The 26,169-nt window shown below is 70.8% G+C and carries 32 protein-coding genes and 1 pseudogene; 30 read left to right on the forward strand and 3 right to left on the reverse strand.

Features of this window, described 5'->3' with window-relative positions:
• Positions 1-174: 174 nt before the first annotated feature.
• The 27 genes and pseudogenes from AB0L95_RS00920 (at position 175) to AB0L95_RS01050 (ending at position 22,230) form a co-directional block, all read left to right on the forward strand.
• Entirely contained in the window at positions 175-969 is a 795-nt protein-coding gene (locus tag AB0L95_RS00920; protein WP_365154860.1) for a hypothetical protein, read from the forward strand.
• Between the two features lie 141 nt (positions 970-1,110).
• Positions 1,111-1,626, forward strand: coding sequence for a hypothetical protein (locus AB0L95_RS00925; protein ID WP_365154863.1), 516 nt, complete (start codon positions 1,111-1,113; stop codon positions 1,624-1,626).
• 48 nt (positions 1,627-1,674) lie between these two features.
• Positions 1,675-2,415, forward strand: a complete 741-nt coding sequence (locus AB0L95_RS00930) for a glycosyltransferase (RefSeq protein ID WP_365154865.1) — start codon at positions 1,675-1,677, stop codon at positions 2,413-2,415.
• A 1,102-nt stretch (positions 2,416-3,517) separates the two neighbouring features.
• A complete protein-coding gene (locus AB0L95_RS00935) occupies positions 3,518-3,976 on the forward strand; it encodes a hypothetical protein (RefSeq protein WP_365156443.1) in 459 nt (152 codons plus the stop codon).
• Positions 3,973-5,163 (forward strand): hypothetical protein, encoded by a 1,191-nt coding sequence (locus tag AB0L95_RS00940; protein ID WP_365154868.1) that lies wholly within the window; start codon positions 3,973-3,975, stop codon positions 5,161-5,163. The genes AB0L95_RS00935 and AB0L95_RS00940 overlap by 4 nt, the downstream gene beginning before the upstream one ends.
• Positions 5,164-6,114: 951 nt before the next feature.
• The gene (locus AB0L95_RS00945; RefSeq protein ID WP_365154871.1) at positions 6,115-6,612 is read left to right on the forward strand and encodes a hypothetical protein; all 498 of its coding nucleotides are present in this window, start codon (positions 6,115-6,117) and stop codon (positions 6,610-6,612) included.
• A gap of 99 nt (positions 6,613-6,711) precedes the next feature.
• On the forward strand, positions 6,712-7,137 hold the full coding sequence (locus tag AB0L95_RS00950; protein ID WP_055495473.1) for a hypothetical protein: 426 nt from the start codon (positions 6,712-6,714) through the stop codon (positions 7,135-7,137).
• Positions 7,134-7,922, forward strand: coding sequence for a hypothetical protein (locus AB0L95_RS00955; RefSeq protein ID WP_365154874.1), 789 nt, complete (start codon positions 7,134-7,136; stop codon positions 7,920-7,922). The genes AB0L95_RS00950 and AB0L95_RS00955 overlap by 4 nt, the downstream gene beginning before the upstream one ends.
• Positions 7,919-8,770, forward strand: coding sequence for a relaxase/mobilization nuclease (locus AB0L95_RS00960; protein WP_365154877.1), 852 nt, complete (start codon positions 7,919-7,921; stop codon positions 8,768-8,770). The genes AB0L95_RS00955 and AB0L95_RS00960 overlap by 4 nt, the downstream gene beginning before the upstream one ends.
• A gap of 13 nt (positions 8,771-8,783) precedes the next feature.
• On the forward strand, positions 8,784-9,485 hold the full coding sequence (locus AB0L95_RS00965) for a hypothetical protein (protein ID WP_365154880.1): 702 nt from the start codon (positions 8,784-8,786) through the stop codon (positions 9,483-9,485).
• A 25-nt stretch (positions 9,486-9,510) separates the two neighbouring features.
• Positions 9,511-10,269, forward strand: coding sequence for a hypothetical protein (locus AB0L95_RS00970; RefSeq protein WP_365154883.1), 759 nt, complete (start codon positions 9,511-9,513; stop codon positions 10,267-10,269).
• Positions 10,266-10,469, forward strand: coding sequence for a hypothetical protein (locus tag AB0L95_RS00975; protein ID WP_365154886.1), 204 nt, complete (start codon positions 10,266-10,268; stop codon positions 10,467-10,469). The genes AB0L95_RS00970 and AB0L95_RS00975 overlap by 4 nt, the downstream gene beginning before the upstream one ends.
• A 275-nt stretch (positions 10,470-10,744) precedes the next feature.
• The gene (locus tag AB0L95_RS00980; protein WP_365154889.1) at positions 10,745-11,128 is read left to right on the forward strand and encodes a hypothetical protein; all 384 of its coding nucleotides are present in this window, start codon (positions 10,745-10,747) and stop codon (positions 11,126-11,128) included.
• Positions 11,125-11,928 (forward strand): DUF317 domain-containing protein, encoded by an 804-nt coding sequence (locus AB0L95_RS00985; protein WP_365154892.1) that lies wholly within the window; start codon positions 11,125-11,127, stop codon positions 11,926-11,928. The genes AB0L95_RS00980 and AB0L95_RS00985 overlap by 4 nt, the downstream gene beginning before the upstream one ends.
• Before the next feature lie 28 nt (positions 11,929-11,956).
• Entirely contained in the window at positions 11,957-12,313 is a 357-nt protein-coding gene (locus tag AB0L95_RS00990) for a hypothetical protein (RefSeq protein ID WP_365154895.1), read from the forward strand.
• Positions 12,304-13,125, forward strand: coding sequence for a DUF317 domain-containing protein (locus AB0L95_RS00995; protein ID WP_365154898.1), 822 nt, complete (start codon positions 12,304-12,306; stop codon positions 13,123-13,125). Before AB0L95_RS00990 ends, AB0L95_RS00995 begins: the two co-directional genes overlap by 10 nt.
• A 74-nt stretch (positions 13,126-13,199) precedes the next feature.
• The gene (locus tag AB0L95_RS01000) at positions 13,200-13,724 is read left to right on the forward strand and encodes a hypothetical protein (protein ID WP_208611264.1); all 525 of its coding nucleotides are present in this window, start codon (positions 13,200-13,202) and stop codon (positions 13,722-13,724) included.
• Positions 13,708-14,028: pseudogene (locus AB0L95_RS01005) on the forward strand (DUF317 domain-containing protein); the annotation flags it as partial. The gene AB0L95_RS01000 and the pseudogene AB0L95_RS01005, both read left to right, overlap by 17 nt.
• Positions 14,029-14,124: 96 nt before the next feature.
• Entirely contained in the window at positions 14,125-15,918 is a 1,794-nt protein-coding gene (locus AB0L95_RS01010) for a TraM recognition domain-containing protein (protein WP_365154901.1), read from the forward strand.
• Positions 15,915-16,184 carry an XF1762 family protein gene (locus AB0L95_RS01015; RefSeq protein WP_365154904.1) on the forward strand — a complete coding sequence of 90 codons (270 nt, stop codon included), beginning with the start codon at positions 15,915-15,917 and terminating at the stop codon, positions 16,182-16,184. The genes AB0L95_RS01010 and AB0L95_RS01015 overlap by 4 nt, the downstream gene beginning before the upstream one ends.
• A 134-nt stretch (positions 16,185-16,318) precedes the next feature.
• Positions 16,319-16,921 carry a hypothetical protein gene (locus AB0L95_RS01020; RefSeq protein WP_365154907.1) on the forward strand — a complete coding sequence of 201 codons (603 nt, stop codon included), beginning with the start codon at positions 16,319-16,321 and terminating at the stop codon, positions 16,919-16,921.
• A gap of 195 nt (positions 16,922-17,116) precedes the next feature.
• Positions 17,117-17,587, forward strand: coding sequence for a hypothetical protein (locus AB0L95_RS01025; RefSeq protein WP_365154910.1), 471 nt, complete (start codon positions 17,117-17,119; stop codon positions 17,585-17,587).
• A gap of 38 nt (positions 17,588-17,625) precedes the next feature.
• Positions 17,626-18,423: a tryptophan synthase subunit alpha gene (trpA, locus tag AB0L95_RS01030; RefSeq protein WP_365156446.1), complete on the forward strand. Its 798-nt coding sequence runs from the start codon at positions 17,626-17,628 to the stop codon at positions 18,421-18,423.
• Positions 18,416-18,883 (forward strand): hypothetical protein, encoded by a 468-nt coding sequence (locus tag AB0L95_RS01035; protein WP_365154912.1) that lies wholly within the window; start codon positions 18,416-18,418, stop codon positions 18,881-18,883. Before trpA ends, AB0L95_RS01035 begins: the two co-directional genes overlap by 8 nt.
• Positions 18,884-18,980: 97 nt before the next feature.
• The gene (locus tag AB0L95_RS01040; RefSeq protein ID WP_365156449.1) at positions 18,981-19,844 is read left to right on the forward strand and encodes a hypothetical protein; all 864 of its coding nucleotides are present in this window, start codon (positions 18,981-18,983) and stop codon (positions 19,842-19,844) included.
• Entirely contained in the window at positions 19,841-21,112 is a 1,272-nt protein-coding gene (locus tag AB0L95_RS01045; protein ID WP_365154915.1) for a DNA cytosine methyltransferase, read from the forward strand. The genes AB0L95_RS01040 and AB0L95_RS01045 overlap by 4 nt, the downstream gene beginning before the upstream one ends.
• Positions 21,112-22,230 (forward strand): DnaB-like helicase N-terminal domain-containing protein, encoded by a 1,119-nt coding sequence (locus AB0L95_RS01050; RefSeq protein ID WP_365154918.1) that lies wholly within the window; start codon positions 21,112-21,114, stop codon positions 22,228-22,230. Before AB0L95_RS01045 ends, AB0L95_RS01050 begins: the two co-directional genes overlap by 1 nt.
• 197 nt (positions 22,231-22,427) lie before the next feature.
• Here the strand turns inward: AB0L95_RS01050 and AB0L95_RS01055 are convergent, their stop codons facing one another.
• Positions 22,428-22,778: a hypothetical protein gene (locus tag AB0L95_RS01055; protein WP_365154921.1), complete on the reverse strand. Its 351-nt coding sequence runs from the start codon at positions 22,776-22,778 to the stop codon at positions 22,428-22,430.
• A gap of 18 nt (positions 22,779-22,796) precedes the next feature.
• Complete coding sequence (locus AB0L95_RS01060) at positions 22,797-23,111, reverse strand: hypothetical protein (protein ID WP_365154924.1); 315 nt, start codon at positions 23,109-23,111, stop codon at positions 22,797-22,799.
• A gap of 29 nt (positions 23,112-23,140) precedes the next feature.
• Between AB0L95_RS01060 and AB0L95_RS01065 the strand changes: the two genes are divergently transcribed.
• Both AB0L95_RS01065 and AB0L95_RS01070 read left to right on the forward strand, forming a co-directional pair.
• Entirely contained in the window at positions 23,141-23,344 is a 204-nt protein-coding gene (locus AB0L95_RS01065) for a hypothetical protein (protein WP_365154927.1), read from the forward strand.
• 119 nt (positions 23,345-23,463) lie between these two features.
• Positions 23,464-23,778 (forward strand): DUF317 domain-containing protein, encoded by a 315-nt coding sequence (locus AB0L95_RS01070; RefSeq protein ID WP_365156452.1) that lies wholly within the window; start codon positions 23,464-23,466, stop codon positions 23,776-23,778.
• Positions 23,779-23,818: 40 nt separating this feature from the next.
• Here the strand turns inward: AB0L95_RS01070 and AB0L95_RS01075 are convergent, their stop codons facing one another.
• Positions 23,819-24,628, reverse strand: a complete 810-nt coding sequence (locus tag AB0L95_RS01075) for an Eco29kI family restriction endonuclease (RefSeq protein ID WP_365154929.1) — start codon at positions 24,626-24,628, stop codon at positions 23,819-23,821.
• A gap of 149 nt (positions 24,629-24,777) precedes the next feature.
• Here AB0L95_RS01075 and AB0L95_RS01080 point away from each other — a divergent pair, with 149 nt between their 5' ends.
• Positions 24,778-26,166 carry a DNA cytosine methyltransferase gene (locus AB0L95_RS01080; protein WP_365154932.1) on the forward strand — a complete coding sequence of 463 codons (1,389 nt, stop codon included), beginning with the start codon at positions 24,778-24,780 and terminating at the stop codon, positions 26,164-26,166.
• Positions 26,167-26,169: the final 3 nt, after the last annotated feature.

Here is a 26,169-nt window from a genome sequence, read left to right on the forward strand (position 1 = left end):
GCTGCCGTCGCCAAGCAGACGCCCAGCGCCAGCAGCGCGGCGCAGCCGGCGCCTGCCCTCAGCGCCGCCCAGGCCCGCGCCGTCATCACCCACTACTCGCAGATCAACAACGAGGCCAACGCCGATCGCAACCGCGCCCTGCTCGGCACCATCGAGGACGGCCCGCTGTACGCCATGTCCGTCTCGGACTACGCCGAGACCGAGGGACTTCCCGCGGCCGACCGCACGCCCTACAAGCCCTGGTCCTACGACACCGCCAGCACCAAGCTGTACATCCCGCGCCTGGCCGCCGGACAGGACCGCTGGTTCGCCGCCGCGCTCTCGGACGACAAGGGCAAGGCCCCCTCGCGTCTGGCGGTGTTCGCCGAACGACCCCAGCACAAGCGCTGGGAGATGGTCTCCGTCGTCGACCTCGACAGCCCGAAACTGCCGGACATCGCACTCGACCACGACGGGTACGCGACGGCCGTCGCCGCCGACGGCAACAAGCACCTCGCCGCCGACGTCGGCGTTCTGCGTGCCGCGGTGCTCGACAACTTCGCCACCGGCGGCACGCACACCGGGACGAAGGTCTTCACGCCGACCACGGCGAGCAAGCGGCAGATCGAGGTCCACGACAAGACCGGCACCCGCTACGGGGACCAGGGCACCACCGTCTTCGCCAGCGCCGACAACCGCTACAAGGACGCCTACGCCCTCAAGACCACCGACGGCGGCGCGCTAGTTCTCTTCTCCCACATGCACACGCAGACCGACACCGTCGCGCACTCCGGCCTGCAGATCAACCCGGGCAAGGAGGACCGGGCCTGGCTCCACGATGTGCCCCGCACCTCCATCAGGTACACGTTCGTGTGCAACGACGCCGCCACCGTCCCCGCGAAGGCTGCCCCGTCCCGCCTGATCGGCTACACCTGCGCCCGCACCGATGCCTCCGGCCCGCCGGTCCCGTCCTGGTCGGACCGCGTGTAGACGCACCCGCGCGCCACCTGATGGCCGCCGAACATTTCCCGCCCCCTGCTTGCTGCGGAGAGCTCCCTGTCCACTCGCTCCTTCATCGCCCGCCCCACCGTCGGCACGGGCTACACCGGCATCCACGTCCAGCTCGACGGCGTGCCCAGCCACCACCTCCCCCTGCTCCTGGCCGCCTACCAGTACAAGTTCGGACGCGACATCAAGGCCATGTGCCGGCACCTCATCGACGACGTCGCCGTCGGCTGGGACGAACTCGGCACCGATCTCTTCGACGATGCCCCGCCCGCACTCGTGACCGCGCTGACCGGCGGCAACCACTGGCCCAGCCGAACCCTCGACCACCTGGTCACCCCGGACGGCTCGCCGCCGGTACGCATGTCGGTCACCGACGAGACCGCCGATGCGCAGGACATGGAGTGGGGGTACGTCCTGCACAAGGAGGGCGTCGAGGTGATCAGCCTCCTGCACGAGGACATCGGCCCCATCGTGAGCTGGGCCATCGACCCGCGCACCGCCTTCAACGACCACCCGGCGGCCTGGTCCTCCCGCGACTCCCCGCCCGCTATCCGGGCATCACGCAGCACGCCGAGTCCGAGCGCTCCTGCCGCAGCCCCGGCAAAGGCCGGCCCCTCGCGCCCCAACGCCCGCCGCTAGCTTTCCCTCGTCTTCCCGGAGCCTTCCCTGCCCCCGCGCACCACGCCCTTGATCACCGTCGTCATCGCCAGCCGTCTGCGCGAAGACCGGCTCGACTACCTGACCGCCATGCACTCGAGCCTGACCCGGCAGTCCGTGCCGTGGGAGGCCGTGATCGCACTCGACGGTGCCTCGCCCGACCGCCTGCCGGCCCCGCTCGCACAAGATGCCCGCGTTCGCACCCTGTCGCTGCCCCGGCCGGTCGGCGCCGCCTGCGCCCGCAACCTGGCCCTGAACCAGGTACGCACCCCGTACACCAACTGGGCGGACGATGATGAGTTCACCGACGATGCGATGGCTCTACGGCTGAACACCCTGGAGTCCACCGGAGTCGGCTGGTGTGCCGGCTGGAGCGAGGACCAGCACCCCGACGGCTCGACCATCCTGTGGCGCTGCCCCACGCCGCCCGGCCGGCACGAGGCCGGTGACGTGTGGACGTACTGGAAGTCACCGGCAGACACCATCCCCATCGGGCCGACTACGATCCTCGCCCGCACCGACCTCGTGCGCGCCGCGCCGATGGGCGGCCTCGTCCAGGGCGAGGACTACTGCGCGGCCCTCGGCGTCACCGCTCTCGCGCCCGGGATCCTGCTGCCGGTCCCCGTGTACCAATACCGCAAGTGGAACGGGCAGATGACAGCCCAGGTCGGATACGACCAGCTGGAGGCGGCTGCCCGTGAGCACGCCTGGGCGTACGGCCGCAGCCTGCGTGCCGTCCTGCGCGGCGGCGAGGACCTGGTCCGTGACTGAGGCGCAGATCATCCTGGCGCACAGCCGGGAGTCCGGGATCGTCGCCATCGCCTCGGGCGAGCGGTATGCCTGGGCGCACACCGCCCTCGCGGAGAGCGGCTTCCAGCGGGACGACGAGGGCGTCTGGCACCTGCCCCCGGACGGCACCCAGACCACCGTGGTCGACCTGGTCACGTGCGCGAAGCGGCACCGCACCAGCGTGCACACGAGCAGCCGCCGGTTCATCGGCGACGCCGCCCGCGACCTCGCGCGCCTCCTGCCCGGCCAGTGGCACGCCTCGGTCGAGATCTACTCGCACCCCGCCTGGCAGGAAGACCTCGTCCCCTGGATCTGGGACAGCGGCGAACTCGGCCGCGCCGTCCAGACCGAGCGAATCCCCTACGCCGCGCTCCTCACCGACGCGGTGCAGCGCACCGCGCTGCTGTTCATCGAACGTCCCGGCCGTCAACTCGACTACCTGGTCGGAGCCTTCTCGCCCGAGGGACTGGAAGGGGGCTACGGCCATCCCCACGCCCCGCGCAGCATCGTCCTGCCGCCGGTTGCCGGGCGGGCTGCCCAGGCCCTCACCGGCCGGTACCTCCCCGCCTACGAGCAGGCCGTCCACGCCCGCCAGACGGCGGCCATCGCCGCCGTGCTCGGGGACATCCGCTGCGAGCACGACACCTGGCAGGCCATAAACGCCTCCGGCCGCTACAGCGACGCCACCCCGCTGAGCGCCGCCGTTCTCGGCGCCGCGACGGAGTTGTTCCTCGACCACGCCTGGCGCTGTTTCCTGACCGTCGTCGACCACGCCCCGGCGCTGCTCGACCGGTGCCGACCCGCGAGCAGCCCGTGGCCCGACGACGCCGCGGCCCTCTCCCGTCTGGCCGACGCCGTGATCGATGCCGAGACCTTGGTCGACGAGATCGTCCACGGCGGTTTCGTGCCGGAGCAGGAGCGCCGAGCACGCGCGTGGCCGGCCATCGAGACCTGGCTCACTGGCACCCCACCGCCGCCCGGCCCTGCCCGTCGCCGCGCCGGCCCGCCCCTTCACCACGGCCCGGCCCGCGCACCGCGGCCCCTGACCCCTTCCGCCCCACGCCCCGAGGAGAACACTGCCCCCTTGCACCCCGGCACCCACTTCGCCTTCGGCGACCACGAGGAACACGGCTTCGTCGCCTCCTTCACCGCGTCTATGCCCGCGCACCTCGCCCACTGGTACCTGGAGCGCGAGCAGTTCGAGCCCGTTCCCGGAGAACCCGGCCTGTACCGGCTCAGCGAGCCCGAGCGCGACGGAGTCCGCCGCACCCGCCAAGCCGTCCACGACCTGCGCCGCCAGGGCTACACCGTGCAGGCCGACATCCGGCTTGACCCGTCCCTCTCGGCCGGACCGGCACACCCCGCCCGGCCCCACGGACTCGAGGAGCGCCGCAGCCGTCTCGCCCGGGCCGCCGCCGGCCGGACGACGCAGAGCTCTACACCGCCCACCACCTCCCCGCCTTCGGCCCGGCCGATCCCGCCGAAGCCCACGTACGCTCCGACCGTCCATCTGACGGCCGCGACCGGCGGGCGGTCCCGATGACACCCGCGAGCAGTCCGACCCCCGACGGCCCCTTGCCGACCGCTCCCGAACTGGCCAACGCGGTACGCGACTTCCGTTTGCGGCTGGCGGTCATCGACCGCGAGACCGAGGCCGCGCTCGACATGACACGCGACCGCTACGGTCGTACCGTTAACGCGGGCGCCGCGGCAGCCGCACGAGCCCACCGCGACAAGGCCGCGGTGGAGGCGTACGCCGCCCACCTCGCCCCGCACGCCGAGGCTCTCCTCGATGCCGCCCGCCTGGTGCTCGATGAGCTGCCACCCGCTCGGCACCTGGCCGGGTGGCGGGCCGTCCTGGACGGCCTGGCCGTTTCGGCCGCCGAGATCCGCCGGGCGCTCGACCGGCCAGCCGCCCCCGGTTCCCCGGCCGCGCGCGCTCAGCACGCGGCCCTGTGGCCGCACCTGGCCGCCTGGGCGGACCACGGCTCCATCGCCAGCAACCTCGCCGACCAGCAGGGCGGCCAGCACCACAAGGCTCCGCTGACCGACGAGGAACAGCAAGTGTGGACCAAGAAGGCCCAGGCCGCGCAAAGGCGCGGCGAGCTGGAGCTGACCGAGTCGTGGTACGCCGCCGACGGGCAGCCGATCACCCTCGCCTATTTGGTCGAGGATGACGACTCGACGGTGGTCGCGCTGCGCGGCGATCCGGACGCACCGGGCTGGCAGGTTGTCGGGCACTACGCCCACGAGTACGAGGCGGGCAAGGTGCTGCCCGCTCCGGTTCCGCCCGGCGTGCTGCGCGCGGACGTCTCCCGGTTCAACCGCCCGGCACCGGTCCCGGAGGTGTCCCTGCAGGACCTCATCCGCGATGTCGTCGAAGGCCACAGTGCCGGTGACGCCTCCAATGCGCTTCTCAGCGCTGTCCAGCGCGGCTATGACGCCGGCCCGATGGTCCGCCTGCAGGAACTCCTGGAGACCAGCGGCCAGTTCGCCAGCGCCCTGGAGACCGTGCAGTGCTGCCAGATCGCCGCCCGCCTGGCAGCGCTGAGCCGGCAGATCGAGTTCCTCACCCGCGAAGTCGAAGAGGCGGCCGAGGACCTCGGCGCGACCGTCGCCGTCCTGCCCCCGCACCGCACCCCCGTGCTGCGCACTCGTCCGCGCCCCGCCGTGGACACCACACCGCCCACGCCGCCACCCCGCGCCAGCACCACCGCCCGACACCGCTAAGCCCATGTCCCACCTGGTCTTGACGGACACGAGCCCATGGAGCAGTACGCGATCAACCTTGCCCTCGCAGAATACGAGCACGATCGTGAGCTGTCTTGAGCGCCCACGGCCTAGGGGCGGCCATGCCAGCCGCCCCGGAGCAGCGGCTACTGCTGACGCTTACTCACGTGTGACACGGCGGTCATGCCGGCGCCGTAGGTGAAGGCAAGGACGACCCCGCCAGAGGCGACGGCGGTGAGGGCAGGCTGCCCCAGAACAGCGGAGCCGATCCCCGCAACCAGCCCAGTGATGACGGATACCAGCGCAACGACGACAACGTGATACACGCGGTGGTCACAGGTAGAAGTGGTGGCAGACAAGTAGGGCCCTCCCATACTCCGTCGGAGCGCCGTCACCTGAATCAGGGCAGGGTGCATCATGCGCTGGATTCACGTCACAGCGTCGCCGCCCAGCGGGCGTCGCGATAGGGAAGCGCCGGCCGGCGCGCCTATCGCTCCTCGGATGGAGCGCCGTAGCGGTTGGCCATCATCACCGATGCACCATGCCTTTCAAGGATCTCGTCGACCACGTCCATATAGCCAACCCCACTGACACACAGACAAGTTGGTGACCGCTTCGGGGGAGCCCAAGCGCCGATCTGCAGCGACTCCCACTTACCTGGTCTTCACGCGCGAAGCCTCGTTGCAGGCACTGGTGGCCGTGCTCCTGGCCAAGCGTCCCGCCCGCCGCACCGCCCTCGCCGGACACCTCGCCAAGCAGCCGCTCGCCGACCCGGCGCTCCCTGGCACCGGCGCGGCCTTCGCTCTCACCGTCCTTCTCGCCGCGCGCCGACGTCTGGGCCCCGCGGGCAGTCGCGGTGCGGCTGGCGCCGGTGCCTGCTCCGTGGCCGGCATAAGACGCCCTGATCAGGGCGCAACCCCCACCTTGCAACCCCTTTGAGGAGATCGAATTATGGCTGTTCGTACGCACTGGACCGTGGAGCACGCCTGCTCCCACCGCGTGGATCATGACCTGTCCAATCGCCCTGCCGACAAGCGGGCAGGCTTCGCCCGCTGGCTCGCGTCGAAGGACTGCACCGACTGCTGGAAGGCGGCGCGCGACGCCGACACCGGGTCCAAGGAGGAGTGGCTCACGGCCAAGCGGGCCGAGGAGCAGGAGGCAGCCCTCGCGTGGGCGAAGCAGTTCGACATGCCGCAGTTGGAGGGCCCGGCCAAGGCCCTGGACTGGGGCGAACGCTCCCGCCACCAGCTGATGACATCCGCGCACACCGCGCTCGTCATCGAGGGCACGTGGGACGAGGCGGACTGGGCGGAGCTGGAGGAGAAGGCCCGCGCCATCACCCGTGCCGGATGGTGGATCGACCAGCGCGACGCCGAAGGCACTGACCTGCTCGAACTCCTCGACGCAGCCAGTGAGGCGGACCGCGGGACGGAGAACCCGTTCCGCTGACGGCTGGGCAACATAGCCGGATAACGCCGGTTAGCCAAACCGGCGTTCCTCCGGACTATTGATGCTCCCACCCCGCCAGCATCTGCGTGGAAGGAACTCATGTCCCAGCTTCCGCCCACCTCGGCGTTCGCACCGACGCCCGACCCGCTCACCCCCGATCGGGACATCACCCACGCCCACTTCCAGGCCGGTGACACTGTCGTCGTCCTGAAGGGGATGGCCGGCGGAGAACTGTGGGGCGATGCGATGCGCGTCGTGGCCCCGTCCTGGCACACCCCGACCGACGAGGACGGCTGGCGGCTGCGTGATGCGACCGGCGGCGCCCAGTCCTACGTCACCGCCCACCCCCGCTACCTCGTGCACCTCTCGCGCCGCTGCCCGGACTGCCTGATCTACCTGCGCGCCATGGAGGATGCCCTCTTTACGCGGTTCGCCGACCGCGACGAGCTGATCGACTGCGGCTGGTACACCACCACCGCCCTGGGCCAGCTCGTGCACATCGCGGACATCCGGAGTGGCCGATGACTTCCCCCACGCACCGTCCCGGCCGTTCCGCCGCGCTCGACAGAGCCAGGGCCCGAGCCACCGCATCTCCGGTCGATTCTTCCTGGCCGCTTCACCTGGCCGAAGACCTCCGCGACATCGAGGCCGACTGGAGAACTTCGGCCGAGGTGTGCGCGGATGCTGCCTGGGCGGCACGGTCGGCCGGCCACAGCGTCCTGGCCCTGCTGTCCCCGCAGGACGTCACCGCAATGGGCCTCGACCCGATCACCGCCCGCACCTTGGCTCATCTGTACCTGAGCGCCCTGCGGTTCGACTTCCGCTGCCCCACCCTCCAACGCCTCGTCGAGCAACTCGCGGAATCCGCACGTCAGCCGCTGGACTGCTACGCCCGGGCCTTGTACGCCTTCGCGCTGCTGGGCCAGTCCCGCCCGGAGGGCCTGGCGGTCATGGACGAGGTCCTCGCGGAGGCCGGGCAGCACACCAAGACCCTGCACGTCCTGCTGCACGGGCTGTGGCTCGGCCAGGACCTGGACCAGGGCGCGGAGCGTCTCCTGGCCCTCAGCTCCCGACCGGCCCTCGCCACCGGCAGCGACCCGATCGTCCTCTTCCGCGTGGCGGGGGCCCTGCGCCGGCTGGGCCGGTACGACGAAGGGCTGGGCGCCATCGACCGGGCGATCGACTGTCTCCCGCCGGGGGACACCTCGGTGCACGCCGACCTGGTCCGCGTGCGCTCCCTGCTCTGCGCAGCCCGCGACCTTCATCAGCACCGGCCGCCCACCCGCACGTCGAGCGGGGTGCCGTCATGATCCCCCGCCTGAACGCGCGGACCCACTCGCCGCGCGACCCGCTCGCCGAGGCACTCGGGCGGCCCCTTTCCCCGAACGAGGGTCTGACGGAGTTCACCATCGTCGCCCACTGGCCGGGCCTGGACTACTACACCCCCAACGACGAGCAGAGAACCTGGACATCCGTTCAGTGGGCCGAGCACCTCGAAGATCCCTATCTGGAGCATCCGTTCACTGCCAGTGCGGACGACGACCGGCGGGCGATCCTCCATCTCGTCATCCGCCTCCACCCGGACGACCGGGAGCTGACCGGTCCCGAGTGGGCCGAAACCGCTCACCGGTTCGCGCGAGCCGCCGGTATCGAGATACCCGGCGCCGCGGAGCACGGCTGGCGGTGGATTGCCGTCCAGGCACAGCCCGGGCGCCTGGACCTGATCGCCAACCTGATCCACCTCGACGGCACGTGGCGCACCCCGCCCGCAGACCTCCTGCGGCGCCTTGCGGGCGAGGCAGGCCGCATCGAACAGGACCTCAACTTGATCCCCGCCCGCACCGGACCCGCGGCACGCCCCGCTGTCCGTACGGCGCCCACCGCATCCGCGCAGTTCGCGAGCGTCCTTACGCAGCTCGCCGACGAGCAGGCCGGCCCGCTGGCCACGGTCCGCGGACTGATCGAGCACACCGCTCACCGCATCGCCCGCCAGCCCGGAGCCGCTGGCACCGAAGCGGCACACGGTTTGGAGCTGATCGCCCGCCGGCTCCACGCGATCCAGCAGGACCTGGACACCACCGCGGCCCACCTGGTCCGCCGGTCCCGGATCGCCGCTGCACCGCCCGTAGCCCGGCACACCGCCCACAGATCTCCGTAGGAGCAACGCCTTCTTGCCCCATACCGGCCGCTTCATGGACATCCGCCGCGACTCGAGCTCCAGCGAACTCCTCGCGCGCGGCGGGGACTTGGAGGCACACAGCATTCTCCAGCGCGCGGGATTCATCGCGGTCGTCCGCCTCCACGAGACCTACCACCGCGCCCCCGCCGGCCTCACCGAGGACGACGAGTCCCGTCTCGCCACCGATGCCGTAGCGCGCCTGCGGGCTGCCGGGTACCACGTCGACTGCGACGAACCTTTCGACACCGACGCCCGCCCCGCGCGCTATACCACGCTCGGTACCTCGGTCTCCCACCTCGCCGAACGCCTGCGCGAAGCCACCGACACCGCCGAGGCAGCCGACATCCTCACCGAACTCACCGCGCCCCACGACGGCATCCTCGCCGGGTTGGAGGAAACCCTCGGCGCTCTGGCGGAGTTCTTCGACGGACTCGGCAACGCGACCGATCCGCACACCGCCCGGCGCCTGCGCTACCTCGCCGACGAATACGTCCGCGTCATCCACTCCGACCTCGCGTACACCCGCGAACGGCTGGCCGACCGGCACGCCCCTCACCCCGGCCGCCGCCCCTGCGCCGAGCAGGTTCCCGACCACGAGCCCGAACGCTCCGCCGTGTGCGCCTGCCCACCCCCGCCGCGTGCACTGCCGGCCCCGGCACCGTCACCCGTCGGTGCCACCCGCCTGCGCCGCTGAGCCCCTGCAACTGCCCAAGGACACCATGCACGACCACGACACCTCCGAGCACCTCGCCTCGTACGCCGACGTCCTCGCCGGTGAACTCCCCGATACCTGGACCAGCACGCACCTGACAGCCGACGCCAAAGACGACCTCGCCGAACTCGCCGACCGGATCTGGGACCTGGACCTGGTCGCCGCCTCCCTCGCCGAGCACCCGCTGACGCAGGCAGCCGTCCTCAGCCGCCCCGACGGCGCCCAGCTCGTCCTCCTGGACCGGCACGACGGACGCGACGGCTTCCTTCTCGCCGCCGTCGCCCCGCGCGCCCTGCCCGACGAGGCGTACCGGGCTGTCCCTGAGCCCAACGGCGTCGCCCTGGCAGACGACCCGTTCCTGAGTGCCGAGCAGGTCGCTGGCGATCTGCTCGCCCGCTACGACAGTGCGCTCGCACAGGTCCGGCACAACGCCCTGGGTGGCATCCAGCCCTCCCAGCCGGACCGGATCGTCCTGACCTGGCAGCCGGACGGCAGCGTCGCCACCGCCCCCGCCGACGACCGGGCCGGCACGATCCTCGTCGCCCACGGCTTTATCCAGGACCCGCAGAGCGGCATCTACCGCCTGGGTGGTGACGACACCCAGGTCCAGGCCCGCGCCCTACGCGAGATCGGCCCGCGCCTCGACGCGCTCGGCATCGGTACCGCCCTCCAGCACCCCGCCGGACGGACCGCGCCTACCTCAGCCCCGGCATCCATGCCGCCGACCCCGTCCGGCACCCGTACGGCAACCGCCAGGACTCGATGAACCAGGCGGAGGCCGACCTGGGCATCCCTGCCCTGCTCCTGACCGGTCATGACGTCAAGTGCACGCCCGGCGTCTTCGACGAAGCCGCCTGCCGGCTGGCCATGCACGGCCTCCGCACCAGAGCGGCCCGTCCCGCAGCGCAGCAACCGGCACCGGACGGCTCCCCGTCGCACTCCGCACCGGCCCGCCGTACCCCGTAAGACGCCCGAGCGGCCCCGGCACCACGCCGGGGCCGCCCAGCACACCGCCCGACTCCCGGAGAAACCCGTAGCACCCCGCACACCCCCACCGATCAGCAACCGGCTTAAGCCCCGGCTCGCCACAGCCCTGTTCCGCCGCTATCTGCGCGCTTGCATACCGACCGGTCCCGACCACACCTCCCCGCTGACCGGCGCCCGCCCGGAGGGCGTCCTCACCGAGTCACAGCGCGTCGGGTAGCGCCACCACCACTGACCGTTCACCGTCCCGGAGGAGCATGTCCCACCCCGCCCCCTATCCGGTGAGACTGGCCGACGAGATCACCCGCCAGCTCGGCCAGCTCGCCGACCACCTCTCGCAGCTTCCCCCACCCCAGGCCGCGCAGGTCATCGCCCGCGTTCTCGACCCGGACGTCGGAGTTCTCGGTGGCGTCACTCACCTCGTCGCCACCGGAAGCGTGTTCGCCAAGGACCAGGCAGAGCGCGGCGCGCTCCCCGCGGAGGTGTGGCTCGCTCTGGGCCGTGCCTCGAACGAACTGCACGACATCACCCTCGACCTGGACGAACACAAGGACGCCCTGGCGCACGTCAGCACCCAGCCCGCCACCACCGCGGCGAAGCGCCCAGTGCCCGCACCGCTCGTGGTCCGGCGGCGCCGGTGAAGAAGAAGCAGTGGCAGGGCTGGGGGCCCGGCGAGCAGGCCGAGCAGCACTACCTCGTCCAGCCCCGTGCCCTGGCAGGCGGCGGCGACGTCCGGCACGTCTCGGAGTTCCTGCGTGCCTCGGGCTGGCGGGACAAGTCCAAGACCGGCGGCCCCTTGTTCATGGAGAGCCCGGACCGGACCGTCCGCGTCGCCTACGACCCTTACGTCCTTCCCGGCGGCTGGACCATCCACGGCCGGGCAGACGGGGCCAGCGGCGAGTGGTCGGCGCACCTGGGCCGTCAGGCCCCGGTGGAGATCGTCGCCGGCCTGACCGACGCCCTCACCCGTCCCCGCTCTGCACACGCCCCCAACGTCTGGGCTCCGCTGCAGGAGCAGAACTGGCACACGCGTTTCGAGGGCGAACACTACGTGGCGACCAGCCCCGATGGCGCCGCCTGGATGCAGTACCGCCAGAACCCCGACGGGGCGGCGACGTGGTGGAGCGGAGCGCAGGACAAGCAGGGCAACGGCTGGACGGCCAACTTCACGCCGAACACTCCGATGCACCTCGTGAAAGCCTTCTCCACCGAACTCGCCAGCCCCGACCCCGTGATGCGCCCGCGCGGACGCGTCCCGCACAGCGCGCAGATCCGCACCTGGTCGGTATCCGTCAAGCCCTCCCAGCTCAGCGCCTGGCAGCAGGCCCGCATCACGGCCGCCCGCGCCGCCACCTGGGCCCGCAACAGCGCCCGAAGCACCAGACCGCGCACCACCGCCCGCGCCCACGCCGCCGCCGGCGGCGCACGAACCCGCCGCTGACCACAACACCCACCCCCCGAGGAGCCCCGTGCCCGTACTCACCCCGGACACCATCCGCGCCGCGACCGACACCCTCTGCCGCCTCACCGAATACCTGCGCGAGAACCCCGACCCCCAGGAGGCCCTCGCCCTCGTCGAGCCCCTCCTCGACGAATACACCGGCCTGCCCATCCAGCTCGGTGACACCCTGCGCGCCCTCGCCCGCGCCGTACAGAGCCACCCGAACACACCGCGCAGCGAGAAGATCAGTGATCTGGTCACCGAGCTGCGTGCCGCGGCGTGGGTGCAGACCGACCAGTACATGCTCCACTACGTCCTGGACGAGCTGCGCAAGGTGATCGTCAGCGCCGCCTCGAGTGAGCCGGGGTGCGGTCGGTGCCGCTGAGCGGACGGCAGCTCGCCGGGTTCGCCGACAAGCACGCCTGGCGGATCCCCTTCGACACCAGCCCCCGCCATCTCGCCGGCCCCGGGGATGCCCGCCACGTCACCCACGGCTTGGCCGCCGCCGGATGGAGCGCCGTCTCCGACCCTTTGAGTGCCGAGATCGTCCTGCGCAGTCCCGACCTTCGCCACAGCCTCCAGTTCGACCCGCAGTCCGCCACCTCTGCGTGGTGGCGGCTGCGGGCCGAGCCCACCGACACCGAGCCCGGCTGGTACGCCGAGTTCGGTGAACTCGTGCCCGCCGAGGTCCTCGCCGGCTTCACCGACGCCCTCATCGCCCCGCCGCCACAACAGCCAGACCCGTGGCAGCCGGTGACCTCGGCGGGCTGGCACCGCGACTCGGCTGGTACGGCGCGCTCGCCGGACTCCATGTGCCACATCGAACTGCGCCCGCTGAGCGAATTCAGTGGCCGGTCGTCCTGGCACGTTGAGACCTGCGAGCCCGGCGACGGGCAGTTCCCCGGCCCGCGCATCTGGCACGCCTACTTCGACGAGGACGTCCCCGCCCACCTCGTCGGAGCGTTCCTCACCGCGCTGGCCGACCGCAGCCCGCTCCAGCGCGGCATGTACGACCGTACCGGCCACTACAGCGCCGTGCAGGAGCCCAGCCCGCTGCGCCCGCAGCAGGTGGTCGACGCCCACACTGCCCGTATCGAGTCGCTCCGCGCCCGGGCACGCTCCGCCCGCAAGCAGCAGACGAAACCCGCACCGACCCCGGCGCCGGCCCACACCGCCCAGCCGGCCGCCCGCCGCTGAACCGACAGGACCCCTTTCCCATTTCCGCCGATCACCGCGCCCACCGCGCCCTCCTCCGTCACCTCGACCATTACGTGAGCGACAGCAAGAAGATCCTCGACGCCTGGGACGCCTACTCCGACGAACACACCGACCTCGACGGATGGCCCTACGACGACCACGCCTACGGAAGGCGCGCGAGCCAGCGCGACGCCGACACCGCCGAGGCATTCGAGCCGCTCCGGTACGGCGCCCGTCACCTGCTGGCCACGGCCGAAACGCAACTGGCCCACCTGCCGGAGACCAACGTGCAGAGCCGCTGGGTCTACCAGCTGGGCGTCCTGCGCGACGCCCTCGACCGACTCGACGAACTGCACGAGCAATGGCTGGTCACCCGCGACGCCCTCCCCGCCACCGCCAAGCCCGGAACCCCGGACTTCGACGACGCACTCGCCGCACATCACGCCGAATCGTGGAGCTACCTCGACGACTGGGCCACCCACGGCAAGGCGCTCCGCGAGATCAACACGGCCGCCCGCAAAGCCCCTTCACCCCTGGCTCCCACACCGACACCGGCCCCGGCCACCGCGCCCGACCGGCGAGCTGCCGCACGGAAGTGAGCACGCCCCGACCCCCGAGACCGTCGAGGTCGACTTCATCACGCCGCGCCACGTGGCCGGCGGCGGTGACCCCGCCTGGATCACCGTCCCCCTGCACCGTACCTGCGGCTGAAGCCACGGCAACGACCCCCTGATGCCCCGCGTCCTGCTCTCCAGCCCGGACCAGAAGGCCCTCCTGCGCCTGGAACCCGACCCCGACGGACAGTGGTGGAACCTCAATCACGCGGCGGAGGCGAACCGGCCCGCCTGGTACGCGAGTTTCGGCGCCCGCACCCCGGTCGAACTCACCGCCGCCTTCAGCGACGTCCCGCCGGCAACTCCAGGCCCGCCGCGCCAGCCGCCGGCCAGGAACAGCCGCAGCCGCTGAATGCCCCGCCCCGCCCGGAAGGCACGCAACTCTTTGCCCCCCACCTCCTCCAACAGTTCCACCGACGGGTACGACATCGTCCTGCGCCTCCTGATCGGAGTCGCAGCCGTCGTCGTCCCCCTGTCCCACCTCGCCTGGCTGTCCGGCAACATCACCGCCTACCTCACCGGAGGCGGCTGGGCGCCGTACCAGCCGACCACCGCCCTGCTCCACCCCCAGCGCCTCTGGCCCCACGCGGGAGAAACATCCCTGCTGATCGGGGCACGCGTCGTGCCCGTTCTCCTCCTCCTGACGCTCGGGACAACAGCGGGCATCCTGTGGGCCCGGCACAAGAACCGCAGCGGCGGCCGGAAGAAGAAGATCACCGGCATGGCCAAGGCCCGGGACATCGAACCGATGATGGCCAAGGCGATCACCGCCAAGGCCCGCTCCCTGCGCCCGAGCCTGAAGGACGCCAAGCACATCGAGGCCCGCGACACCGGCATCCTCCTCGGCAACCTTCAGGGCACCAAGCAGGAGATCCGCATGGGCTACGAGGACGTGGCCGTCGCCATCATGGCGCCCCGCTCGGGCAAGACCACCTCGCTCGCGATCCCCTCCATCCTCGCCGCGCCCGGCCCGGTCCTGCTGACCTCGAACAAGGCCGCCGGCGATGCGTTCACCGCCACCTACGACGCCCGCGCCGCGGTGGGACGGGTGTGGTCGATGGACCCGCAGCAGATCGCGCACGCCGCACGCGAGATGTGGTGGAACCCCTTGGCGGACGCCAAAACCCTCGACGGCGCCGGGCGGCTGGCCGGCCACTTCCTCGCCGCCTCCGTGGACGCCTCCCAGCAGGGCGACTTCTGGTCCAAGGCCGGATCCAACATCCTCGCCCAGCTCTTCCTCGCCGCGGCCCTGGACGAGGGGCCGATCACCGACGTCATGCAGTGGCTAGCCTTCCCCGCCGACCGCACCCCGCTCGACATCCTCCGCGACCACAGATTCACCGCCGTCGCTGCCCAGCTCAAGGGCACCGTGGAAGGACCGCCGGAAACCCGGGACGGCATCTACGAGACCGCCCGCCAGTACGCCGCCGCGCTGCTCAACAGCGAGATCGCCGCCTGGGTCACCCCGCAGAAGAACGTCCCCGAGTTCAAGCCGTCCGAGTTCGTCACCTCCACCGACACCCTCTTCCTGCTCAGCAAGGACGGCGGAGGCGGAGCCTCGGCGCTGATCGCCGCGTGCGCGGACTCGGTGATGCGGGCCGCGACCGCCCAGGCCGAACGCGCCGGAGGACGCCTCGACCCGCCCATGCTCGCGATCCTCGACGAGGCCGCCAACGTGTGCAAGATCTCGGACCTTCCGGACCTGTACTCGCACCTCGGGTCGCGCGGCATCATCCCGATCACGATCCTGCAGTCCTACCGCCAGGGCCAGAAGGTCTGGGGGGACGCCGGCATGGACGCCATGTGGTCCGCCTCGACCGTCAAGGTCATCGGCTCCGGTATCGACGACCCCGACTTCGCGGACAAGCTGTCCCGCCTGATCGGCGACCACGACGTCGAGACCACCTCGACCTCGCACTCCGAGTCCGGCAAGTCGACCTCGGTGTCGATGCGACAGCAGCGGATCCTGCCCGCCGACGAGATCCGCGCCCTGCCCAAGGGCACGGCCCTCTGCTTCGCCACCGGTCTGCCCGCCGCCATGCTCGACCTGCGCCCGTGGTACCAAGAGCCCGGCGCGGCAGAACTGTCCGCGGCGTCCGACCGCGCATCCAAGGCGATCACCGCCCGGGCCATCGCCAAGCACGCACCGGTCCAGTCCGACTTCGGGCCCGCCGCGTGAGCGAATCGCGCCTGCACCTGGTGCCCGTCCGCTCCCGCGATGCCAAGGAACTCGTCCGCCTCTGGCACCGGCACCACCCGCCGCCCGCCGGACAGATCTTCTTTCTCAGTGCCGCCGACGAGGCCAACATCCTGCGCGCCGTGGCCGTGGTCGGCCGCCCTGTCGCCCGCCACTTGGACGACGGCACCACCCTCGAAGTCACCCGCACCGCCAGTGACGGCACACGCAACGCCAACACTATGCATCCTACGAACGCGACGACATGACGTCCGTCAGCAGCGCTGGACGCGGTCATCGCCGCGGCCGTCCCGCTCAGCAGGCGCGGTACCACCACGTGCAGGCTCGCCGGGTCCGCTGAAACAGCCGCCAGATCCCGTTTCCCCGATCCCCCTGGACCACCGTGTCTCTTTTGGACTTCCCCGATGTGTTCATCGGGTCCACCGACGACGGGCACACCTTCATCGTCGTCAACCGCCGTATCCGCGATGCCGACCGGCTGCTGACCGAGGCCGGGTTCCTCGCCCGGGAGCACCTCGGCCGCACGCTCTACCTGCTGCCGCCGGGCACTGCCCAGGACGCGCACGAGCGTGCCGGGATCGCGATGTACGGGCTCCTGGCCCACACCCACGACCTGGTCGATCTCTGCTGGACGACCCGCTGGAGCCCCGACAGTCCCGTCGCCGATCAGGAGATTCGCTTCCACTTCATTGCCGGCACCGTGGCGGTGACGGCCAGGACCGCCGCCGCCCGTTCCCTCCTGGAGCAGCACGGCTTCACCCCGGTGGCGAACGGCTCTTCCTATCGCCCGCCGGACGGGCTGGACGAGCGCGGCCTGCTCGGCGCCGTGACAGCTGCCGAAACCCACGCCTACACCCACGGTCTCGGTGTCCGCGTCGACCTCGGCATCCCCACGCCGGCCGACATCCCTCCCGCTCCCCGCCGCCCGTCAGCTGCCGCCCCCCGCACGCCGACCACGCCTTCGACCCGTCGTCGCACCCGCTGACCCCCCGCGGGTGTGGTCGGGGTGTGAACGATCGCCGAGCTGCGGCCAAGGGCGCGCGGCGGTACACACCTTCGCACTCCAGCCGTTGACCGCTATACCTCTTGGAGTCTTGCCACGTCATCCGACACCCCGAGCGCGCATGACCTCGCCTGCGCGCTTGCCGACCAGATCCGCCCCGGCGCTGCTCCCCGTGATGTGACCGTCAGCTTCAGCGTCCGCCGACAGGCAGCAGCCGAGTATGACCACGGCTCCTGCGGCGGCCCGGTGACGGTCTTCGCCCAAGCACTGCACGCCCGCCTCTACGGCCTTCCCACGGACGACGATCCGCTGCCCACCGCCCTGGACGCGCTGCTGCAGGTCACACACACCGCGACCGCCCCCGAGCAGCAGACCGCGATCCTGCAACAGCTCGCCGAGCAGCTGCGCAACGCCATCGAGATGATCCAGCGCTATCAGTACCAGGCCCAATGGGACCGGCTCCCCGACACCGTCGCCGAGCAGCTCCGGGAGGCCCGCGACCAGGCTCAGCAGGTCGCCAAGACCCTCGACGCCGTCGCACCCGCCTTCAGCAGCCCTCCGGCCGCGCCCGTGCCGCCTGCCCCGCAATCGCGCCACGCCGCGAGCCCACCCGCGCCCACGACTCCACCGGCCGGGCGCCGCCGCTGACCTCCGGCGACAGCCCACCCGCCGGGAAAGGCACCAACCTGGCCACCGCCGATCTCCTCCAGACCTACCTCACCCAAGAATCCTGTGCGCTGGGCGTGTTCGTCCCCGCCGGCCTGCACCCGGCAACCGCACAGCGCCAGCACCTCGATCAGCTCGCGCACGCAGGTGCCGACCTGTTCGAGGTCGGCCTGCCCACCGAGGACGCAGCCCTCGACGGTCCCGTCATTCAGGTCGCCTACCACCGCGCCCTGCGCAGCGGAAACGCCCTCGACCACGCGGTGCGCGCCGTCGAACACGCCGCCAGCCTCCGGCCGACCGTTGTCATGACCTACTGGGAGCCCGTGAGCCGCCACGGCCCCGCGTACGTGGCCCGCGTGTTCGCCGACGCCGGCGCCGACGGCGTGATGATCGTCGACCTGCCCGCCCACCAAGCGGCCCGCTGGCAAGAAACCGCACGGGAGACGGGCCTTCGCACCCCACGCCTCATCCCCCGCACCACCCCTGACCCGCTCCTCCCGGCCGCAGTCGCCGGCGGGTCCGGATGGCTCTACGCACCCGCCAGCACGGCTCCCACCGGCTACCGAGGGCCTCTCGACATCCCGGCGCTCGCCGGCTTCACCCAGCGGCTACGCACCGCGAGCCCACTGCCCGTGGTCTCGGGAGTGGGGATCTCCACCCCGGCCCTCGCCGCACGCATCGCCCCACTGGTGGACGCCGTCGTCATCGGCACCCCCGTCGTCCGCGCCCTGGCCACCGACCCGGCCCAAGCCCCGGACCTGACGGCCGCGTTCGCCCGAGCCCTGCACCCGACCACCCTCGCGGAGACCCGTGCCTGATCGCTCCGCCCCGACCGAGGCCCTCGACCGGATCACGGCCGACGCCCTCACCCTGCACCAGGCCCTGTGCACCAACAACATCGGCCACGCACACGCGCTGGCCGCGCGGATCACCGACGCCCAACGCATCGTCGGCGCCGCCCTGCGGCTGTTCCTCGACCTCGCCCAGCACACGCCGCACACCACAGCCGGGGAGCTGCTTCTCCTCGACCACGTCGCGCAGATCGCCAAGGCCGCCCAGGACGCAAGCGCCGAACTAACCGCAGCCCTCGCCCGCGCCGTGGAGAACCAACGCCGCCGAGCCGACGCCACGACGGGGTCGGCCGTCCTCATCCGCCCCTCACCACAGCAGTTCATCGAGTCGGCCACCGACCTCCTCGACCGCATCCCCACCCTCCACCACGCCATACGCCGCGACCGGCTGATCCCTCCCAGCCGGCTGGCGCACCAGCCTCATTGAGGGCGCGCCCCCCATTTCCCCACCTCCAGGACAGACCATTTCAGATCAGCCTCAATTCCGTGCCCTTTCCCTGGGCGCGGGAGTTCAGTCCAGCACCCTGCTCGCCCTTTCAGCCGAAGGGATCCTCCCGAAGGTCGACTACGCGATATTCGCCGACACTGGATGGGAACCCAAAGCCGTTTACGCCCACCTGGACCGACTGGAACAGGAGATAGCCAAGACCGCCGGTATAGCGGTCCTCCGCGTCTCATCCGGAAACATTCGCAGCGATGCCCTGAACCCGGACCACCGATTCGCCTCCATGCCCCTGCACGTCCTGAACAAGGACGGGCGGCCTGGCATGACCCGCAGGCAGTGCACCGGCGAATATAAGGTGAAACCAATAAAGCAGAAGGTGCGCGAACTACTCGGACACCCCTACCCCTCGCGCGTCCCCAAGGGCGTGTTTGTCGAGCAGTGGGTGGGGATCTCCACCGACGAGTTCCACCGCGCCAAAGACGCCGACGTGAAATACATGCGCAACCGGCATCCACTCCTGGACCTTGGCTGGAGCAGAGCGGACTGTGTTCGTTACCTGACCTCGCTCGGGCTGGCCGATACACCGAAATCGAGCTGCCTGGGATGCCCGTTCCACGGAAATGCGCAGTGGAGGCATATCAGGGACACATCCCCGTCCGAGTGGGCGGACGTCGTCGAATTCGATGCGGCCATCCGGCAGGGCAATGCCCGCGCCAACGCTTCGGGCAGCCGACTGCTCGGCGAGGCGTTCCTGCACCGCTCCCGCGTCCCGCTGAGCCAGGCGCCGATCGACCACGTCACCGCCGCCGAACGGGCAGCACTGCGCATTGACACGGACGAAGCCGACGCGCTGGAGAACGGCGTCGTGGACGGCTGCTCCCCCTGGGCGTGCCGCGGGGACGCGGAGGCGCTGACCCGCGACGACTTCGGGCTGGCCACGTGATACTCGACCTCTTCGCGGGGCCGGGCGGCTGGAGCAGGGCACTGGGCGTCCTCGGCGTGCGCGACGTCGGCCTGGAATGGGACGAGTGGGCCTGCAAAACCCGTGTGGCCGCTGGACAGTTGACGATCCGCACCGACTTGGCCATGTATCCGACGTGGCCCTTCCTCGGCCGCACGCACGGGCTGATCGCCTCCCCGCCGTGCCAGGCATGGAGCATGGCCGGCAAACGCCTCGGCCTGCTCGACCAGCCGCTGGTGCACACGGCGGTGGAGGACCTCGCCGTCGGCCGTGACACCCGCGAGCGTCTCCTCGCCGCCTGCCGCGACGAGCGCTCCCTGCTCGCGGCCGAGCCGATGCGCTACCTGCATGCCCTAAACACGGTCGGAGAGCCCGAGTGGGTCGCGATGGAGGAGGTGCCGGACGTTCTGCCGCTGTGGAAGCAGTACGCGGCCGTTCTGCGCGGCTGGGGTTTCTCGGTCTGGTACGGGATCCTCAACGCCGCCGACTTCGGCGTTCCACAGACGCGCAGGCGAGCGATCCTGATCGCCTCCCGGGTCCGTACGGCACAGCCTCCCACGCCCACCCACGCCCAAGTCGCCGAGCCTGACTCGCTGTTCGGTCCGGGCCGCGCCCGCTGGGTCAGCATGGCCGAGGCCCTCGGATGGGGCGCGACTGACCGGCCCGTTCCCACCGTCTGCGCCGGCGGCGGACCCGGCGGCGGACCCGAACCGTTCCCTTCGGGCTCCCGCAAGTCCCTCTCCGACGCCCGGGAGCGCGGCACCTGGATGCCCAGGCCGGACGGTGTGCTCCTGCAGTCCCGCCGCGAAGGAACTGGCTGGAAGGCACGGCACGGCACACGCCAGAACCGTACCGCCGACGCTCCGGCGCCGACGTTCACCGCCGACGCACACCGCTGGTCCTGGTCCCTGCGCAGCAACAACCAAGCGAACGCCACCGTCCGCCCGCTGTCCGAGCCGGCGGGCACATTGTTCTTCGGGCACCGCGCGAACGAGTGCACCTGGGTCGCCGAACCAGCCTCGCCTCCGACCGAGGACACGGACACGCCAGTGGTACCCGAGCCGATCCGGATCACCGCCCGCGAGGCCGGCCTCCTGCAGACCTTCCCCGCCGACTACCCCTGGGCCGGCAACAAGGGCCAGCAGTTCTCCCAGATCGGCAACGCCGTACCGCCGTTGCTCGCCGGCCACCTCCTCGCCCCGCACCTCGGCGTCACCGTCAACCCCGACGACTTCACCCTCGCAGCCTGATGCCCCACGTCCCCGAACCCGAAGAAGACCACCTCGACGCCATCGCACCGCCGCAGCCGGTGTTCCACGTCGAGCAGGCCCTCCTCGGCGCCCTCCTCCTTCATCCACACCGCCTCGGCGACGTGACCGGCATCGCCGCCGACTCGTTCTCCACCGCCGCGCACGCCGCCCTGTTCACCGCCATCAGCACCCTGCCTCCGCCCGACCCCGCCGAGCACGCGAAGAACACCAAATGGCTCGACCAAGTGCTCGCCACGGGGCGCGAACAGGCGCGCGGACTGACCGCCTCCTACCTGCACACCCTCATCCAGGTCTGCCCCTGGCCCCGCCACGCACCGGCCTACGCACGGATGGTCGAGGCCGAACACGCCCGCCGACGCCTGCAGACGGCCGCCGAACGCCTCATCCAGAGCGTCGACGACGCCACCCACCCGCACCCAGTCGAGACAGTGCTCGCCGAGGCCGACGCGCTCACCGCGGTCGTGGACGACATCGCGAGCCGGTTCCCGCCGCGCGCCGGAGTGCTGCCCCGCACCGCGGCACCGCCGCCGGCCATCACCACCGACCACACCGAGGCGGTCGAGGAGGAGCAACTGATGCTCGCGACCGCCACCGCCCACCCCGCCTCCATCGAGTCCGTCCGGTGGCTGCTCCCCGACGACCTCACCCGGCCCCTGCACGCCGGCCTGTGGCAATGCCTGACCGCCCTGGCCCGCCGCCGCGAGCCCGTCGACCCCGTCACCGTCCTATGGGAGGCCCAACAGCGCGGCCTACTCGACAACGCGAGTGAACCCGACGAGGTGCTCCGCCTGCTGGCCGAACCGGCCGGTTCCGTGGAGCACTGGGGCGAACGTGCCCTACAGCGCTCCCTCCTGGCCACCGCCGATCACGCTGGCCGGCGCATCTCGGCGTACGCCGGAGACCCGGCGAACACCCCGTTCCAGCTTGTGGTGGGCGCCCGCCGCTCCCTCGCCGACATCAGCGCCGTTCGCACCCGCTGGCAGCACGCCACCGGAACTGTCCCGCCACCAGGGCCGCGCCCGGCACCCGCCACTCGCGCCGGCCCGCCGACCACGACGGCCGCTCACGCCGCCCGCGCCGCGCGAGCAATCCGATAGCACCCCACTCACGCCGGTGGCCGGACCCGAAGGCCCGGCCACCGGCAGAAGAGACGACACCCAACGTGACTACCTCCATCGACGCTCACGTCCGCCTCGACACCCACCCAACCCATCCCAGCGCCGTGACCGCTGTCCTGACCGGCAGCCAGGCCCGCATCGCTCTCATGGCTCTGGAGGCAGCCGACTGGGCCGTCCTAGCCGACAACATCCTGGTCCTGGCCCGCATCGACCACGAGGAGCCCTACTGGGCTGAGGATGCAGCCAATCAACTGTCCGCCGGCGGCATCACCGTCGAAATCACCCCTCGACTCCGGGAGGCCATGGACGAGGAATGGACCTGGGCGGACTATCCGATGCCGTGGTGCACCCGCAGCGAGATCCGCGAGGTCTCCAACCAGGCGCAGAAGATCCACGACGACATCCGTTACGGCCATCTCCTCATCCACGCACACGCCCACGACGGCCACACCACCGTCGCGGTCGGCACGTACCTCGGCCGTAACGGCAAGTCGGTCTACCTCCACGGCGAGGACCACCTGCGCCATGTCGCCGGCACCTTCGACTCACCCGCTCAGGCCCTGCTCGCCTTCGAGAAGGTCCACTGCACCGACATGCGCTCCGGTCCGGCACCCCTGACGGACGCCGAGCGCGCCGCCGTCGAGGCCCGCGCCACCTTGGACCTCGGCGCAGCGAAACCCGGGCCTCACCGCCCGGAGCCGGAGACCGTCGCCGTCTACTTGGCCGATGTCGACGACCACGACGCCCTCCTCGACGCCTTCTTCGACCGGCACGGCGAGTTCGAGAAGTGGCGCACCTGGTCCGACGACACCACCCACGCGATCCATGAATCCCAGACCCTGCGCATCGAGCGCGTCCACGAAGCCCACCCCGCGAGACTGCCTGGACCGTGGCCGCGTACGAGACGCCCGTCTCCGACCGGATGTGGCACCTCACCGCGGCCGGCACCACCCCCGCCCCCATGCTCCAGACCGTGCCGCACCACCTCGCCGCGGGCGACGCATGGGACACCGCCATCGGTAGCCCCTTTGACGAGAAAACCGTCACCGCCGCCACGACGCCCCTCACCGATGCCGGCTGGAACACACCGTAGACGGACGCTGGATCCGCTGGATGAACCTGTCCGGGGACGCCGACATCCAGTTCGACGCCATCGCCGCCCAGCAGCCGAACAGCACACTCGTCACCTGGACCATCTGAGTCGGCCGCAGCATCCACCACCCCACCTGGACCGTCACGGCCTCCCTCTACACCCCCGCCGCGCTCCTGGCCGACCTCGCCGACAACCTCGCTCATAAAACCTGCACCTGCCAGACCAACAGCGCACCGCGCGAGGCGCCACGCGTGACTCGGCACCACGCCACCGGCTATGCGGACGGCAACGGCTGGCCACATGAACGGCCGAACCCTCTGATGTTTCCAATCGATTGCAGATCGGCCGACGGCTCACGGTGCGTTCCCGCCCCAGTGGAAGACCACGGGCACACGCCACTAGCAGGAGGGATCATGAGGCATGCGCCCGGATGACGGGCGCATGCCCTGCTAAAGCGACGTCGACTCGTGGTCCTTATTCGATGTCGCCGAGGTCCTCGGGTGTCAGAGGTGCCGAGGACTTCTCCGGCTCTTGATCAACTACCTCACCCGCACGGTAATAGCGCGACGCGCTCTTGTACTGCTCGTCCTCCTCATACATGATCACGTAATTCAGGAGCGCTGTGATCTGCCAGGAAACGGGCAAGGCGGCGGAGACCAGGCGGAACGCCTCGTCCGCCGTGAGGGGACGGTCCGGCGCCTCGACGGAGACGTCCGCCGCGCACGGGGGCTCGACGTACCGGAAATTGTAGGGCAGCCCGGCCTTGAGCTTCTTCAAAAAGGCCCGCAGATCATTCGTCCCGGGGGTGACCCCTTGGACAAGTGCGTCAAGGTTGATGGGGTACTGCACGTCGAAGTGGTCCTTCTTGAGGACCGTCGTGTCACGCCTGCGCCCGGGATCCTTGCTCCCGAATCCACTGTTGTTCCACGGGATCCCGCCCCGCTCTTTGTAGTGGTTGATGAGGAGCTGTTCGGGGGCGAGGGCGGAGAAGTCCTCATCCACGTACAGACACGAGAAGGTGACATCGGCGAGGTCGAGGTTGCGCCGGCCGGACAGCTTGCGCAGGTGGTTGCGGAGTCGCCCAGGGAGTCCTTTGTGCCTTCGGTCCGCCTTTCCCACATAGACGAACGCGTCGTTGACGTAGAGCTGGTACACTCCCGGCCGCTCTTCCAGCTTGGCCAGGCTCTCCTCACTGAGGGGTGCCCGCCCGAGGCTTCTCAGCGCCTGAGCGAGCTGGTCTCCCAGGGCCTTGGTGATACTCAGCCGGAAGTCGTCGTGGAACACCCCGCGACCGTCCGCCCCGCTGCTTCGCGTCATCCTTCTCTCTTTCCTGGGATCTGGGTCGCGGCCTACTCTATGAGCTTCCCCACTCATCGATCACTCGTTCGAGTGAAGCGCTCCGATTCCCAGCGCCTCCGCGGTACGATTCAGCCATGGGTGACCAGCCAGAAGAGACCAAGATCCCTCGCAGCCGCACGAGCGTGGAGCTGTTCGCGGGCGGGGGTGGCCTCGCCATGGGGGTCCACCGCGCGGGATTCCGCCCGCTCCTGTTCAACGAGTTCAACAGGCGGGCCTGCGAGACACTCCTCGCCAGCGCCCGCAGGACTCTCGGCGATGACGGGCTCGTGGAGGTCAGGGAGACGACTCCCGTTCCGCCGAAGGTCGGCGAGCCCGCGCCTCTGTACCCGGGAGACGTGCGCGACCTGGATCTTCGGAAGTTCGAGGGCGAGGTCGACGTCCTCGCTGGCGGCCCTCCCTGCCAGCCGTTCAGCGCCGGGGGTGTCGCCAAGGGCGACGAGGACAAGCGGAACATGTTCCCCGCCGTGTTCAACGCCGTCCGCGAGATGAGGCCGAAGGCCGTGATCTGCGAGAACGTCCGAGGACTCCTGCGCCCGTCGTTCAGCGGCTACTTCGAGTACATCAGGAACGAGCTGCGCCTGCCCTTCATGGAGCGCGACCCCAGGAAGACCTGGCAGGAGCACAACGGCGCGCTCATGGAGGCGCTCGGCGATCCGGACCCGGCGGGACACAAGCTGGACATCGACGGCGGCCTCCCCGTTGACGACAGGAGCGCCGACCGCTACAGGGTGATCGCGTTCCCCGTCAACGCGGCGGACTACGGCGTCCCTCAAATCCGCAACCGGGTCGTCATCGTCGCCTTCCGCGCCGACCTTGGCGTCGACATCGTCAGGGATTTCGCGGCGCACGTGAGGAGGCGCCGCTACTCGGACGACGCCCTCCATCGTTCCATGCGAGACGGCTCCTACTGGGCTCGCCATGACGTCCCCCCCCACGTCAAGGAGCGTGTCATGGCGCGCCTGCCCGAGGTGATCAAGGAGGACAAGTGCCTGCCCTGGCGTACCCTCCGCGATGCCATCGAGGGCTACGGCACTGACGACGGGCTCCCGGCCCTTCCCAAGGTCGACCTGACCCGCCTCGATGAGAAGCACGACTTCGGCGGGGAGAGGTTCCCCGGACACATCGGCTGGCCGGGCGCGAGGATCTACAAGGGCCACACCCCGAACGAACTCGATCGCCCCGCCAAGACCGTCAAGGCCGGCGTTCACGGTGTCCCCGGCGGTGAGTCCGTCATGGAGCTCGACAAGAGGTTGGAGGACCCAACGTCTCCGGGGGGATGGCGTTATCGCCACCGCTACATGACCGTCCGCGAGACCGCCCGAGTCATGACCTTCCCCGACGAGTGGATCGGCTCCGGCCCCCGTGGGGAGCAGATGCGGCAGCTCGGCAACGCCGTCCCGGTGGTCCTCGGTGAGTTCTTCGCCAGGGCCGTCGCCGACGCCCTGGATACGGCGGGTCAGTAACGC

The sequence above is a fragment of the Streptomyces sp. NPDC052036 genome (assembly GCF_040680495.1).
Lineage (GTDB): Bacteria > Actinomycetota > Actinomycetes > Streptomycetales > Streptomycetaceae > Streptomyces.

Bases quoted from the DNA above. Each gene is read 5' to 3' on its own strand.
- AB0L95_RS01080 (WP_365154932.1), top strand. From the start codon at position 24,778: ATGGGTGACCAGCCAGAAGAGACCAAGATCCCTCGCAGCCGCACGAGC.
- AB0L95_RS00940 (WP_365154868.1), top strand. From the start codon at position 3,973: ATGACACCCGCGAGCAGTCCGACCCCCGACGGCCCCTTGCCGACCGCT.
- AB0L95_RS00955 (WP_365154874.1), top strand. From the start codon at position 7,134: ATGACTTCCCCCACGCACCGTCCCGGCCGTTCCGCCGCGCTCGACAGA.
- AB0L95_RS00945 (WP_365154871.1), top strand. From the start codon at position 6,115: ATGGCTGTTCGTACGCACTGGACCGTGGAGCACGCCTGCTCCCACCGC.
- AB0L95_RS00975 (WP_365154886.1), top strand. From the start codon at position 10,266: ATGAACCAGGCGGAGGCCGACCTGGGCATCCCTGCCCTGCTCCTGACC.
- AB0L95_RS00950 (WP_055495473.1), top strand. From the start codon at position 6,712: ATGTCCCAGCTTCCGCCCACCTCGGCGTTCGCACCGACGCCCGACCCG.
- AB0L95_RS00920 (WP_365154860.1), top strand. From the start codon at position 175: ATGTCCGTCTCGGACTACGCCGAGACCGAGGGACTTCCCGCGGCCGAC.
- AB0L95_RS00980 (WP_365154889.1), top strand. From the start codon at position 10,745: ATGTCCCACCCCGCCCCCTATCCGGTGAGACTGGCCGACGAGATCACC.
- AB0L95_RS01055 (WP_365154921.1), bottom strand. From the start codon at position 22,778: ATGGCGCAGGTGGTCCTCGCCGTGGAGGTAGACCGACTTGCCGTTACG.
- AB0L95_RS01050 (WP_365154918.1), top strand. From the start codon at position 21,112: ATGCCCCACGTCCCCGAACCCGAAGAAGACCACCTCGACGCCATCGCA.
- AB0L95_RS00960 (WP_365154877.1), top strand. From the start codon at position 7,919: ATGATCCCCCGCCTGAACGCGCGGACCCACTCGCCGCGCGACCCGCTC.
- AB0L95_RS00970 (WP_365154883.1), top strand. From the start codon at position 9,511: ATGCACGACCACGACACCTCCGAGCACCTCGCCTCGTACGCCGACGTC.